The sequence below is a fragment of the Shewanella sp. 10N.286.51.B8 genome, assembly GCF_041469325.1.
Taxonomy (GTDB): Bacteria; Pseudomonadota; Gammaproteobacteria; order Enterobacterales; family Shewanellaceae; genus Shewanella.
In genome coordinates, this window is the sequence record NZ_JBFRKG010000009.1 from 142,960 (window position 1) to 156,178 (window position 13,219).

Sequence of the window (13,219 nt, forward strand, 5' to 3'; positions counted from 1 at the left end):
GTGTTCTCTGTTGTTTTGTAAGTTATAGCCTGATCGCGATATTGTGCTGGGCTAGGTATTGTTTTAATTCATTGATATCAATAATGCCTTTATGAAACACACTCGCTGCAAGGGCGGCATCGACATTCGCTTGTTCAAACACCTCTTTGAAATGTGCCATGGTGCCAGCACCGCCGGATGCTATTAATGGTACATCACATATGGCTCTGACGATGCTCAGTTGTGTAATGTCGTAACCACCGCGCACACCATCTTGGTTCATTACATTTAAAACAATTTCACCACAGCCGCGTTTTTGGACTTCTTCAACCCAATCTTGGGTGTACCATTGGGTGTCTTTAGTGGCGGCTTCATCACCAGTAAATTGCTTTACTTTATAGCTGTTTGAGTCGGCGTCATAAAATGAATCAATGCCAATCACAATACATTGACGGCCAAACTCATCTTGAAGCCTTGATATCAAGCTAGGATCTGTAAGCGCTGGCGAGTTGATAGAGATTTTATCTGCGCCATAGGCCAGCATTTGCCGAGCTTGCTCAATGGTTTTAATGCCGCCAGCGACGCAAAACGGAATATCAATTTGCGCAGCAACCCGGCTTACCCAGGATTTATCTATGACCCGCTCATGGGCACTGGCGGTAATATCGTAAAAGACTAATTCATCGGCGCCTTCTTGGGCGTAACGCGCAGCAAGGGGCTCAATATCACCGATAATTTCATGATTACGAAATTGCACTCCTTTGACCACTTGGCCATCGCGCACATCAAGGCAAGGTACTAGGCGTTTGGCCAACATGTTATTGCCTCCTCAACGGTAAAGTTTTGAATAAGTAGTGCTTTACCTATGATAATACCATCGGCGTTACTGTCTCTTACGGCGGCAACATCATCAAGTGAGGCAATGCCACCTGATGCTTGCCAGTTGATGTCAGGGTAGGTGGTTGCTAGCTCTTGATAAAGCTCATTGTTAGCACCTTGAAGGGTACCATCACGGCTAATATCAGTGACTAAAGCATGTTTAAGGCCAACGGTTTTAAATTCACTGACTAAGGATTCAAGTGATTTCCCGCCACCGGTTTGCCAACCAGAGACTGCAACAATTTTCTCGCCTTGCTGGTTAATATTGACATCAAGTGCTAAACAAATGGCTTCGCTACCGTATTTTAGCAACCAGCTTTTAACTAATGCTGGTTCTTTAACTGCGAGAGAGCCAATAACGACTCGTTTAACTCCTAGCTCAAGCAGCTCTTTAACTTGCTGTTCGCTGCGAATACCGCCGCCAACTTGTATGTCGGTGCTCAGGCCCGCTACTAATTCACCAATGAGTGCTATTTGGCGTTTTTCAGGGTCTTTCGCACCAGTTAAATCAACAATGTGTAATAGCTTTGCGCCTTGGTCTTGGTATGACTGTAATTGTGCTAATGGGCTTAAATTAAAAGTGGTTTGCTGGGCATAGTCACCTTGGTACAAACGCACTACTTGGCCATCAATTAAATCGATTGCTGGAATGATCATGCTGGTTTCCCCATGTTTAGGAAATTTTGTAATATTTTGGCGCCGACATTGGCGCTTTTTTCTGGGTGAAACTGGACCCCAAAGAAATTGTCTTTGCCAATGGCGGCGCTAAACTTTTCACCGTATTCTGATGTCGCGATGGTGTATTTATTTATCGGTGCCTTAAAGCTATGGACAAAGTACACGTAACTGCCATCTTCTATCCCTTCAAATAGCGGATGATCTGACACGCTTATTTGGTTCCAGCCCATATGAGGTAGTGGTAGTCCTTTACTATCAAGATGATCAATTTGTGTTGGGATTAAACCAAGGCAAGTAATATCATTGTCACTGCGGCCTGCTTCTGAGCGGCCACCGTGTTCGATAGACTTGTCAGCCATCATTTGCATGCCAAGACAAACACCCATAACCGGTTGCTTGAGCTGTTTAATAACCTCAGTTAAATCACGATTATTGAGGGCATCCATAGCAGCGCCAGCTGTTCCTACGCCAGGCAGTACTACTCTGGTGGCAGCTTTGATAACCTCATGATCACGTGACACGATAACGTCGGCATTTAAGCGTTCAAAGGCAAAGCGCACCGAGCTTAAATTGGCGCAGCCAGTGTCTAAAATCACAGTAGTGTCAGTATTCATACTCACTCCTTACAGGACGCCTTTACTTGATGGCAAAATATCACCTTCAACTTTCACGGCTTGACGAAGGGTGCGGCCCAGCACTTTAAATAAAGCTTCCACTTTGTGGTGATCATTGTCGCCCGTGGTGCTGATATGCAAGGTGCATCGAAGGCCATCAGCAAATGAGCGGAAGAAATGCGGTACCATTTCTGTGGCCATCTCACCGACCATTTCACGCTCAAAATCAGCATTGAATTTGATAAAAGGACGACCTGATATATCCATTAAACACTCACCACTGGCTTCATCCATAGGCAGACTGAAACCAAAACGGGCTATACCACGCTTATCACCTAATGCTTGGCGCAGTGCATCGCCAATGGCAAGGGCGGTGTCTTCTACGCTGTGGTGATCATCAATTTCTAAATCGCCATCAACAGTGACGTCCATTTTGAAATTACCGTGGGTTTGTATTTGATCAAGCATGTGGTCAAAAAAGCCAATGCCGGTGTTGATAACGCCTTTACTGGTGTCATCTAGGTTCACATTGACTCTAATGTCAGTTTCTTTGGTGGTTCTAACCACTTCTGATGTGCGGCCTTTATTGAGCAGTGCATCGGTAATAGCTAACCAATCTAAGCCATCGCGCTGATATTGAAAGCTGGCAATACCCATGGCATTAGCCAGTTCAATATCTGTGTGGCGATCGCCAATAACAGCAGAGGTCGTAAAGTCCACTTTACCTTGGGTTAAGTAATCTTTGACTAAGCCAAGCTTGGGTTTACGACAACTGCAATTGTCAGCATCAAAATGAGGACAGATAACCACATCATCAAATATCACCCCTTGGCTCGAAAAAATGTCCATCATCATGTTATGTGGAGCATCAAAATCAGCTTGTGGAAATGAGTCTGTGCCTAAACCATCTTGATTAGACACCATGACTAAGCGATAGCCCGCTTTTTGTAGCTTAAGCAGAGAAGGGATAACCTGTGGCTCAAACACCAATTTGTCTAAACGATCGAGCTGTTTATCTACTGCTGGTTCTTCAACTAAAGTACCGTCTCGGTCGATAAAGAGTATTTTCTGTTTCATCTTACTTCCTTCAATTTTTATCATTCTGTTTCGCAGGACGTTAACGTCTTAATTTAATGCGTTATGAGTAGCTATTTATCCAGCGATTATATTTTTAATAGGGGTTGAGCGTTTTTTGTATTTAGTTTAAGAGTGAGTTTTTAGCGTTCTGAACATAGTGATTAATCTATCGGTATCGGCTGGTGAGCTAAAACTAAAACGAATACGCGAAGCAAGTCTGTTGTCTTTGTAGGCTCTTGCGACAATGCCCGCTTGTTTTAGTGCGACGGCGACCCGTTCTACATCCTCAAATTCCGCTAAGATGAAATTGCCATTGGCAGGTAATACCTTGGCGCCAAACTCAGTTAAGGTTGCGGATAATCTATTACCTTGCACTTTTAGTGCTTCAACCTGTTGTTGCATCAAGGAGATACCATTTGCGGATAAGGCTTTTTCTGCCACTTGTTGAACAGGTAAAGGCACCGGATAGGGCGCGATGACTCGCATGATTAAATCAATGATGTCGGTATTTGCCATTAAGAACCCACAACGTGCGCCAGCCAGTGCAAAGGCTTTTGATAATGTTCTTAACACCACTAAATTAGGGTACTTAGGGAGCAGGTCTGCAACAGAATATTGGGCTGAAAATTCAATGTAGGCTTCGTCAATCACCACAATGGCATTAGGCATAGCAGCAATAGCGGCTTCAATGGTGTCTTTATCCATGATGGTGCCAGTGGGGTTATTCGGATTACAAATAAACACCAGTTTGGCATTCTCGACTTGCTGGGCAAAAGCATCAGGTAACTGATAATCTTTGGTCAGCGATAAGTTGGTGATGCCAATGTTGAATGTTTTAGCACTGATGGCATACATGCCATAAGTGGGGCCAAAGCACGCAATACTATCAACCGCAGGAACACAAAATGCTCTTATTAATAATTCGATAGCTTCATCAGCCCCGCGGCAAGTGACAATTTTATCTGCGCTCACTTTTGAGTATTCAGCATAAGCATTAATCAAACTTGCTGGCTGGCATTCAGGGTAACGGTTGAGCTTATCAAGTTCATCATTGTTAAATGGCGACTCGTTAGCGTTTATCCATACATCACCTTGACCGCCAATACGCCTTGCACTTTCGTAAGGCGTTAACTCAAGCAGTTCTGGTCGTGCAAGTCTGGCTGCTATTGGCGTATTCATCGAATCAGTCATCATCCTAATCTCACTTCAATTTTATTTCACAGGCTGTTTAAACGTATGGCAACGGCTTGCTTATGGGCATCGAGTAATTCATTTTCAGCCAATACCATCACTGTCTCACCCAAGCTTTGTAATCCTTGGGCGCTCAGTTCTTGTACGGTAAAGCGGCGGCTAAAATCTGCAAGGGATAAGCTTGATACAGAGCGGCTATAACCGTATGTCGGCAGTACATGGTTAGTGCCGCTAGCATAATCACCAACAGATTCAGGGGTATAAGCACCCAGAAACACGCTACCTGCGCCGCGAACTTGTTTTAGAACTGCACGTGGGTTGTTGGTTTGAATGATTAAATGCTCCGGCCCATATAAATTAGACACTAAAGCCGCTTGCTCAATATCATTCACAATAATACTGCGACTACAGCTCAGTGCTTGAGCTGCTATATCACTGCGCGATAAGGTCTTTAATTGAGACTCAAGCGCCATATTAACTTTTTCAGCTAACGCCATAGACTCAGTAACTAACATAACTTGTGAATCAGGGCCGTGTTCAGCTTGTGATAATAAATCTGCCGCAACAAACGCAGGCTCAGCGTCTTTGTCGGCAATCACTAATACCTCTGATGGACCTGCTGGCATATCAATAGATACACTGCAGCGACCATCTTGGGATACTAAACGTTTTGCTTCAGTCACAAAGCGATTACCAGGGCCGAAGATTTTGTCTACTTGAGGAATACTTTCAGTGCCAAAGGCGAGGGCGGCAATTGCTTGTGCGCCGCCAACTTGATAAATCTCAGTGATGCCGCATACTTTTGCTGCGTAAACAATGGCATCATTAATTGGTGGCGGGCTAACTAAAACCCGTTGTTGGCATCCAGCAATTTTTGCCGGCAGCGCTAGCATCATTACAGTGGAAATCAACGGCGCACTGCCGCCTGGAATATACAAACCCACATTTTCAATAGCTTCAGAGCGAAGCTCGCAGCGGATCCCTGGCTGAGTTTCAACATCAATAGGGCTAAAGGTTTGTGCCTGATGAAAGCGTTCAATATTTTCTGAGGCCACGGCAATGGCTTGCTTCACCTCATCAGATACGCGGGCGCAGGCGGCATTAACTTGCTGCTCAGTTAACCCTAAGGTGTCGACTTCAACGCCATCAAACTTTTGATTAAAGAGCGTTAACGCTTGATCGCCGTCTTTAACCACAGCATTAATTATGTCGCGCACGGTTTGCTCAACACTATCATCACCAATTAATGGCGAGCGAGCTAAGGCTTGTTGCTGCGCCTTAGCATCAAGCTTGGTCCATTGAAGAATTTGCATTTGCTGCTTCACATTTGCCATAAAGGCTACCCCGCCATTTTTTCAATTGGCATAACTAGAATTGAACTTGCCCCTAAGGCGGTTAATTCTTCCATCGTGTCCCAGAATAAATCTTCAGTGCTGACAGCGTGAACAGCAACTCGATTGCTATCATCGTTTAATGGCAGCACAGTTGGGTTTTCAGCGCCCGGTAATAAAGCCACAATTTGATCTAATGTTTCAGTTGGCGCGTGTAGCAGGATATATTTACTTTCGCGAGCGCGAACCACACCATTCATGCGTGATAATATTTTATCGATAAGTGCTTGTTTAGCAGGCACTTGCTCTTGTGCTGATTGGATAATACAAGCCATTGAACGGTAGATAACGTCAGTTTCGTATAAGCCGTTGGCTTCAAGGGTGGCACCAGTTGAAACCAAGTCACAGATCCCGTCAGAAAGGCCTGCACGTGGTGCGACTTCAACTGAACCTTTAAGCATACAGTCACTGTAATTAATGCCTTTTTCTTGCATATAACGACGTAGCAGGTTGGGATAAGAAGTGGCAATACGTAAACCTTCTAAAGAAATGGCATCTTGGTAGCTAAATTCATTAGGCACCGCCAGTGATAAACGACAAGCACCAAAATCAAGTTCGCGTAATTTAACGCAATCTGATGGTTTACCCAGTGATTGACGCTCTATTTGTTCTTCTTCTAGAACATTCTCGCCAATAATCCCTAAATCAACCACACCATCCATAACTAGACCCGGAATATCATCATCACGTACCCGCAATAAATCGATTGGCATGTTGTCAGCGTGCACAATCAAGCGCTGCTCATTAACATTGAATTTAACGCCACAGCTTTTTAATAGCTTTTGAGACTCTTTTGAAAGTCGGCCAGATTTTTGGATTGCGATACGTAGTCTGTTATTTTCGCTCATAATGAAGCCTCTAATAAAATTGATATAAAAAACAAATATTTAAAACCTAAAACTAAAAAACCCCTGAAATTTCTTTCAGGGGTTTGGGTATTATGTCCACCGCCTGAAGGAAATAGTCCTTCGGCAGTTAGCATCCGAAGGCTACCGCATATGGTGATGATGATGATTTGTATTGATTCGGATGAACATAATAAATTCTCTTTAAATTAACGTATGTAATTTTTTACAACCTATTTTGCGACAGACTGTAATTTGTGTACAAACACGTTAACCGCTTTTAAGTTTGTTTGCAATACAGAATAAACACATATTTTGTATTTTTTTGAAATAAAAAATATATCTTATATCAGGCTGATGATTACATGGTTTTTAGGCGTTTATTTGTCCAGTTTGTATATACAAGTTAATGATAAATATTAGTTTATGTAAAGTTAAGGATTTTATCGATATTTAAAAAGGGCTGTAAAATAGTGAGCCTAGATTACTGTTCGAATAGCAACTTAAAATTGATAAATTGATAAATTGATAGGCAAAGATTGTTACCCAAGCGATTAAAATAGATAATAAGCCACATATAAGTTGCTTACTATCAATGCTGAAAGAGTCAAATGTGACCACTCGATTACAAAAAGAAGTACAACTGGCTTTTTCGCCAACTGGCGCATTAGCGAGAGGGATCCATTCCTATCGCCCAAGACAAAGCCAATACGATATGGCGCTGGCGGTGAGCGATGCTATAGATCAAAAGCATAATGTGATCCTTGAGGCTGGTACTGGGGTGGGTAAAACATACGCCTATCTGATCCCGGCGTTATTAAGTGGCAAACAAATTATCATCAGCACTGGCAGTAAAAACCTTCAAGAGCAGTTATTTTTTAAAGACTTACCTTTATTACTGAAGATGTTTTCAGTAGCGCCCAAAACCGCCTTATTAAAAGGCCGTAGTAATTACTTATGCCAATTAAAATTGGACAAAAACTTACAACATATTAGCCAGATGCCACCGAAAGTGGTTGATGAACTCATTAAAATTAATCAATGGGCCAGTGTGACCAAAGATGGTGATATTGGTAACTTGACCGCTGTGGCTGAAAACTCAGCCACCATTGCCACAGTAACCAGCACCAAAGAAACTTGTACCGGTAAACGTTGCAGTTTTTATGATGATTGTTTCAATCGTAAAGCCAAAATAAAAGCACAAGATGCCAAAGTTGTGGTGGTGAATCATCACTTGTTTTTTGCCGATCGTTTATTAAAAGACACTGGCTTTGCCGAGTTATTGCCCGATGCTGATGTGGTCGTTTTTGATGAGGCACATTTGGTGCCTGATGTTTGTATTAATTATTTCGGCCAACAAATTCCAACCAGAGAGCTAGACAGATTACTTCATCGTATCATTGAGGTCTATCGCAACGAGCTGCGCGATACCATTCAGCTTGAGCAATTAAGTCAACGTTGTTTAATCAAATTGGCTTCGTGGCAAAATGATTTGATTGATGCTGATGTTTCTGACTGGCGACAGGTTATTTCCAATAAATCACTTGCGAGTTCATCTTGGGAATTGTTGAAAGAATTCAATTTATTAACACAGGTTATTACCGAACACGTCGGACGAAGTGAATCTTTAGATGACATTGTAGTGAAGTTATCGACACTGGTGGCTAATCTTTATAGTTACTTTGAATGCAATGACAGTAATGCAGCTTATAGTGTTGAGCCCAGCGGGCAGCATACTATGCTACGGATCTCGCCGATTAATATTGCTAAACAATGTCAGCAATTATTTGATAAGCAAACCCAGTGGATCTTTACCTCGGCGACCTTGCAGGTTAATCGCCAGTTAACGCATTTTGCCGATGAAATGGGTTTATCGAAAGCCAAGCAAATGATTTTAGATAGCCCATTTGATTACCCCAATCAAGCCATGTTTTGCGTGCCGCGCCATTTAGCGAAATCAGGCCAGTCTGCAGCTAATGTTAATCAGCTGGTGGATGTTTGTATTCAAGCCATTAATGCGGCCCAAGGGCGAACGTTTATTTTATTTACCAGTCACCAGATGTTGCAGCAAGTGGCTATCGCATTACAAAGGCGAGTGCAATACCCCTTGTTAGTGCAAGGCTCGGCCAGTAAACAAAGTCTGTTAAACAAGTTCAGGCAACTCGGTAATGGGGTATTACTTGGCACCAGCAGTTTTTGGGAAGGTGTCGATGTAAGAGGGCGGCTACTTAGCTGTGTGATTATTGATAAGCTGCCGTTTGTTTCACCTGATGATACCTTGTACCGCGCCCGTGCAGCTAATGCTGAACGCAGTAATAAAGATCCCTTTGCCAGTATATCTTTGCCCCAAGCGGTGATCAGTTTAAAGCAGGGCGTAGGACGGTTAATTCGAGATGAGAAAGATCGCGGGGTGTTAATATTGTGCGACAATCGCATCGTAAACAAAGCTTATGGTGAAGCTTTTATTAACTCGTTACCGCCAATGCATCGCACCCGAGATTTAGATAAAGCGTTAAGCTTTTTAAAAAGCATCCCATAAGTTATTATACTGCAGTTGATGATTTAGCTGACTCAGTGCCGATACAATGCCTTGCAGGCTTTAGGTTATTTAGCTAAATCACCATACTCAGCATTAGTTAGCCCAGCATTTTTTCCATAGTTAATGGTAAGGTAAACACGTTTTTACATGACTCAACTTCATACAGATTTAACGATTCTCGCATTAGATACTTGCACTGAATCTTGTTCAGCGGCTTTGTTACATGACAACAAACAGTATAATCGCGTGTTTGATGCACCAAGAGAGCATAGCCAACGTATATTACCTATGGTTGATGAGGTGCTAACCGAAGCCGGCATTAAAATTTCAAATGTAAATTTAATAGCCTATGGTCGTGGACCTGGCAGCTTTACCGGTATTCGTATTTGTACCAGTATGACTCAAGGCCTCGCGCTTGGTCATGATATTCCCGTGATTGGAGTATCAACCTTGGCTGCAATGGCGCAAATGGCCATCGAAACCGAACAAGCTGAACAGATATTTTGTGCCATTGATGCCCGTATGAGTGAAATTTATTGGGGACAATTTATTAATGTCGACGGCATTGCAACGCTAGTGGGGGCTGAGCATGTTTCTAGCCCTGATTCAGTTGACGTTATTTTAGATAAGCAAAAGCCAATGCATATTTGTGGCACTGGTTTTGTAGCCTATCCAGATTTATTAAATGATGTAGCGAAAAAACAGGCGACCCAGATAACATTACCCGACGCATCAGCTATGATTAAGTTAGCTATAAAAGCTCATGAGCAAGGACTTGCGACCTCAGTGGATGAACTTGCACCTGTGTATTTACGTGACAAAGTCACCTGGAAAAAATTACCTGGTCGTGAATAAATAACACCATGAGTTTACAGCAGTGATAGGGAGCTATTGTCAGCTATCACTGATGTAACAGATAAGGCCGATTGGGTTGCCATTGTCAAATGCGCCATAATGGCTTTTTATAATAGGAGTGATAACAATGAATGCTTTTTTACATACTTCAGTTCAGCCTTTATCCTCCTATAATCCCAGCAATATTAATGGGCATAAAAACGTTTCAGCTATCTCAACTAACGCTGTTGTTAAGCTTTCTGCATTACAAAATCAAACTCAACTAACTAATCAAACAGATACGCTTGATGCCGTTAAAGATGACAGCAAACAGTTACCGGCGCTAACTAGCGCAGAATTTGATTCCAAGCTTGATGCTAAATTGCAATACGACAATGACATGGCGTCAGCGACAAGAGATAAGCCATTCAAAGACCATTGTCAGACATTGGCCAGTGCTGGTGCGATACAAGAATATTTAATAAACCAACATTCTGCGCAACGAGAACATATTCAACAAATGGTAGGAATAGATTTATATGCATGATGCGCGACCTAACAAGTTATCCGCTATCCCTTCAAAAGGTCGCTTTTTTCTCGAACTATTATTTGCCTTTTTAATTACCAAACTGCCTTTCATTAGTATTCCATTCAAATGGTTTGAAAGTTATTTCCATGAAATATCTCATGGCATAGCAGCCATCTTATCTGGCGGCATAGTCACTAAAATCCAGTTGTTTCCCAATGGTGCAGGCCTTTGTTTTACTCAAGGCGGTTTTGCGCCATTGATTACTTTTTCTGGCTACCCCGGTGCTGCCTTGTGGGGCTATATGATTTTCTTGCTAGCCACTTGGCGTGCAGGGATCCGCTTTACCTTAGGCATTTTAGGAATAACCGTTATTGGTTCATTAATCCTGTGGGCACGGGATCTACTCACCATCGGCATATTAATTTCACTTGCGGTGGTATTCTTATTACCTCTTAAATTTGATCATAATGCTTTACTTAATAGCCTATTAAGGGTCATGGGATTGATGATTGTCTTAAATGCCATGGCGAGCCCTACGGTACTATTTCGAGTCGTAGGCCAAGGGGATGCAGCTAAACTGTCGCAACTGACTTGGATTCCTGCATGGTTTTGGGTGATTATGTGGCTGATATTCAGTTGTTTTATGTTATGGATGTGTTGGAAAAGAGTTGACGACAAAAAGCTGCCAATCGGCTAAAGTGATCGACTTAGCAACCTTTGCCGTACCAGTTGCTGATATTTTCGAGACAATTTCTTCAGGGAGAAGACAATGAAACGTACGTTATTATTATCTACCGCTATTGGGCTTAGCGTTTTAGGCTTGTCTGCTGTCACTAACACTGCAATAGCTCATAACCATGGCATGGCTGAAAATACACAGGCTGTTAAGGTTAACCCGCAACTGGCTGCAGCCGTCGCCAGTGATTTCAGAACCGAGAAAAGTAGCGCACGGGATAAATATCGTAACCCATCAGAAACTTTAACATTTTTAGGTATTCAACCTGATGATACCGTGATTGAATTATGGCCTGGCGGTGGCTGGTATGCGCAAATTTTAGCACCATACCTAGCTGATAAAGGCCATTATATTGGTGCGATTTTTGAGACCAACCCAAAAGAAGACACTAAAAGAACCCAGTATTACGCTAAAGCCGGTAAAAAGTTTGAAGCTTGGCTTGCTGAAAACAAAGCGGTATTAGGCAATGCTTCAACAGTTACATTCCAGCCGCCAGCATCATTAGCTTTAGGGGATGATAACAGTGTTGATTATGTACTGACTTTCAGAAACCTACATAATTGGGCTGGGCAAGCGCAATTAGAAAATGCCTTCACTGCATCTTATAAAGTGTTAAAAGAGGGTGGTGTGTTTGGTGTAGTAGAACACAGATCAAACCCTGGAATGTCATTTGAAAGCGGTTATATGGATCAAGCTGAAATGATTACTCTAGCTGAAAAAGTGGGCTTCACTTTAGCGGCAACCTCTGAAATTAATGCTAACCCTAAAGACACCAAAGATTATGAGAAAGGGGTTTGGACTTTACCACCGCGTTTAGCATTAAAAGAGCAAGATAAAGACAAGTATCTTGCTATTGGTGAAAGCGATCGCATGACGCTAAAATTCATCAAAAAAGCTAAGTAATCTTAAGTTAGACATTCAGATAAAAAGAGTCAATTACGTGCTTATGAATGAGTCAATTGAACAATCGCTGCCAGTTGAAGAAGTCGATTTTCAATTGGCTCATATTCGTTTAAGCGCCAAACGCTATGGCTGTAAAAATAAGCCTATTTTATTGGCTTTACATGGCTGGTTAGATAATGCTGATAGCTTTGAACCTTTAGCTAAAGCGTTACATACTCAGGGTATATTAAGCCAATTTCAACTACTCGCTATTGATTGGCCAGGTCACGGTAATTCACAACATAGACCTGGTAGTTATCCACTTCATTGGCTTGATTATATTTATGACTTGGATGAATTAATCAATCAAATAAGCCCTTCATCCCCCCTCAACATCATTGGACACTCTTTAGGTGGTATTATTGCTGCGGCTTATAATGCTTGCTTTGCACACAAAGTCGATAAGCTCATTTTGATTGAAGCATTAGCACCGTTATATGAAAAGCCAACCCATGCCCAAAAGCGGTTGATTAATAGCTTTCAACAGCATAATCGTTTTAATGGCGCTAAATCATCGATGGCAAACATAGCAATAGTTAAGCAAAGCTTTACCCTCGACAGGGCGGTTAATGCCCGTCATCAGTTAACTGGCCTTGATAAAGTATGGTGTGAGTTAATCATTAAACGTAATGTTGAAATTAAACATCAGCAATTATGTTGGAAAAGTGATCCCCGCCTTAAGCTAGACTCACCTTATCGTTTAACCTTTGAACAGGTTGACGCATTAATGAGCATGAGCGATACCCAGTGTTTATTAATATTAGGCGAGCAGGGCTTTAAGCAGTTAAAATTAGCTTTACCTCAAGCATTATCATGGTTTAGTCGCCTATCCCATATACAAATTGAAGGTGATCACCACCTACATATGGGTAGTGCAAAGCTTGTGTCCGATAAAATTAGAACTTTTATTCTAAGTTAGTATCTTGTTGTGGTGAAATCACTAGGATTTTTATTTCATTTATGTGATTATGGTCCGAATTTAAAC

13 protein-coding genes are annotated in these 13,219 nt (G+C 42.1%); 6 read left to right on the forward strand and 7 right to left on the reverse strand.

Annotated elements, in window-relative coordinates:
* Positions 1-22: 22 nt before the first annotated feature.
* From hisF to hisG, 7 genes are all read right to left on the reverse strand, one after another.
* On the reverse strand, positions 23-796 hold the full coding sequence (gene hisF, locus AB4160_RS05425; protein ID WP_372003813.1) for an imidazole glycerol phosphate synthase subunit HisF: 774 nt from the start codon (positions 794-796) through the stop codon (positions 23-25).
* Positions 778-1,515, reverse strand: a complete 738-nt coding sequence (gene hisA, locus AB4160_RS05430) for a 1-(5-phosphoribosyl)-5-[(5-phosphoribosylamino)methylideneamino]imidazole-4-carboxamide isomerase (RefSeq protein WP_102437267.1) — start codon at positions 1,513-1,515, stop codon at positions 778-780. The genes hisF and hisA overlap by 19 nt, the downstream gene beginning before the upstream one ends.
* Complete coding sequence (gene hisH / locus AB4160_RS05435) at positions 1,512-2,150, reverse strand: imidazole glycerol phosphate synthase subunit HisH (RefSeq protein WP_102437269.1); 639 nt, start codon at positions 2,148-2,150, stop codon at positions 1,512-1,514. Before hisH ends, hisA begins: the two co-directional genes overlap by 4 nt.
* Before the next feature lie 9 nt (positions 2,151-2,159).
* Positions 2,160-3,227: a bifunctional histidinol-phosphatase/imidazoleglycerol-phosphate dehydratase HisB gene (gene hisB / locus AB4160_RS05440; RefSeq protein WP_102437271.1), complete on the reverse strand. Its 1,068-nt coding sequence runs from the start codon at positions 3,225-3,227 to the stop codon at positions 2,160-2,162.
* 126 nt (positions 3,228-3,353) lie between these two features.
* Complete coding sequence (gene hisC, locus AB4160_RS05445; RefSeq protein ID WP_372003815.1) at positions 3,354-4,421, reverse strand: histidinol-phosphate transaminase; 1,068 nt, start codon at positions 4,419-4,421, stop codon at positions 3,354-3,356.
* A gap of 23 nt (positions 4,422-4,444) precedes the next feature.
* On the reverse strand, positions 4,445-5,731 hold the full coding sequence (gene hisD / locus AB4160_RS05450) for a histidinol dehydrogenase (protein WP_303413178.1): 1,287 nt from the start codon (positions 5,729-5,731) through the stop codon (positions 4,445-4,447).
* 26 nt (positions 5,732-5,757) lie between these two features.
* Positions 5,758-6,657 (reverse strand): ATP phosphoribosyltransferase, encoded by a 900-nt coding sequence (gene hisG / locus AB4160_RS05455; protein ID WP_372003817.1) that lies wholly within the window; start codon positions 6,655-6,657, stop codon positions 5,758-5,760.
* Between the two features lie 592 nt (positions 6,658-7,249).
* Here hisG and AB4160_RS05460 point away from each other — a divergent pair.
* From AB4160_RS05460 to AB4160_RS05485, 6 genes are all read left to right on the forward strand, one after another.
* A complete protein-coding gene (locus AB4160_RS05460; RefSeq protein ID WP_102437277.1) occupies positions 7,250-9,193 on the forward strand; it encodes an ATP-dependent DNA helicase in 1,944 nt (647 codons plus the stop codon).
* Positions 9,194-9,340: 147 nt separating this feature from the next.
* Entirely contained in the window at positions 9,341-10,048 is a 708-nt protein-coding gene (gene tsaB / locus AB4160_RS05465) for a tRNA (adenosine(37)-N6)-threonylcarbamoyltransferase complex dimerization subunit type 1 TsaB (RefSeq protein ID WP_102437279.1), read from the forward strand.
* A gap of 127 nt (positions 10,049-10,175) precedes the next feature.
* Entirely contained in the window at positions 10,176-10,574 is a 399-nt protein-coding gene (locus AB4160_RS05470; protein ID WP_102437281.1) for a hypothetical protein, read from the forward strand.
* Complete coding sequence (locus tag AB4160_RS05475; protein WP_102520225.1) at positions 10,567-11,253, forward strand: M50 family metallopeptidase; 687 nt, start codon at positions 10,567-10,569, stop codon at positions 11,251-11,253. Before AB4160_RS05470 ends, AB4160_RS05475 begins: the two co-directional genes overlap by 8 nt.
* Before the next feature lie 165 nt (positions 11,254-11,418).
* Positions 11,419-12,195 carry a class I SAM-dependent methyltransferase gene (locus tag AB4160_RS05480; protein ID WP_241901057.1) on the forward strand — a complete coding sequence of 259 codons (777 nt, stop codon included), beginning with the start codon at positions 11,419-11,421 and terminating at the stop codon, positions 12,193-12,195.
* 43 nt (positions 12,196-12,238) lie between these two features.
* Positions 12,239-13,153: an alpha/beta hydrolase gene (locus AB4160_RS05485; RefSeq protein WP_102437287.1), complete on the forward strand. Its 915-nt coding sequence runs from the start codon at positions 12,239-12,241 to the stop codon at positions 13,151-13,153.
* Positions 13,154-13,219: the final 66 nt, after the last annotated feature.

Coding starts and splice junctions, on each gene's coding strand:
- hisB (WP_102437271.1), bottom strand. CDS start 3,227: ATGAAACAGAAAATACTCTTTATCGACCGAGACGGTACTTTAGTTGAA.
- hisA (WP_102437267.1), bottom strand. CDS start 1,515: ATGATCATTCCAGCAATCGATTTAATTGATGGCCAAGTAGTGCGTTTG.
- hisF (WP_372003813.1), bottom strand. CDS start 796: ATGTTGGCCAAACGCCTAGTACCTTGCCTTGATGTGCGCGATGGCCAA.
- AB4160_RS05480 (WP_241901057.1), top strand. CDS start 11,419: ATGGCTGAAAATACACAGGCTGTTAAGGTTAACCCGCAACTGGCTGCA.
- hisH (WP_102437269.1), bottom strand. CDS start 2,150: ATGAATACTGACACTACTGTGATTTTAGACACTGGCTGCGCCAATTTA.
- AB4160_RS05485 (WP_102437287.1), top strand. CDS start 12,239: ATGAATGAGTCAATTGAACAATCGCTGCCAGTTGAAGAAGTCGATTTT.
- tsaB (WP_102437279.1), top strand. CDS start 9,341: ATGACTCAACTTCATACAGATTTAACGATTCTCGCATTAGATACTTGC.
- hisD (WP_303413178.1), bottom strand. CDS start 5,731: ATGCAAATTCTTCAATGGACCAAGCTTGATGCTAAGGCGCAGCAACAA.
- AB4160_RS05470 (WP_102437281.1), top strand. CDS start 10,176: ATGAATGCTTTTTTACATACTTCAGTTCAGCCTTTATCCTCCTATAAT.
- hisG (WP_372003817.1), bottom strand. CDS start 6,657: ATGAGCGAAAATAACAGACTACGTATCGCAATCCAAAAATCTGGCCGA.
- AB4160_RS05460 (WP_102437277.1), top strand. CDS start 7,250: ATGCTGAAAGAGTCAAATGTGACCACTCGATTACAAAAAGAAGTACAA.
- hisC (WP_372003815.1), bottom strand. CDS start 4,421: ATGATGACTGATTCGATGAATACGCCAATAGCAGCCAGACTTGCACGA.
- AB4160_RS05475 (WP_102520225.1), top strand. CDS start 10,567: ATGCATGATGCGCGACCTAACAAGTTATCCGCTATCCCTTCAAAAGGT.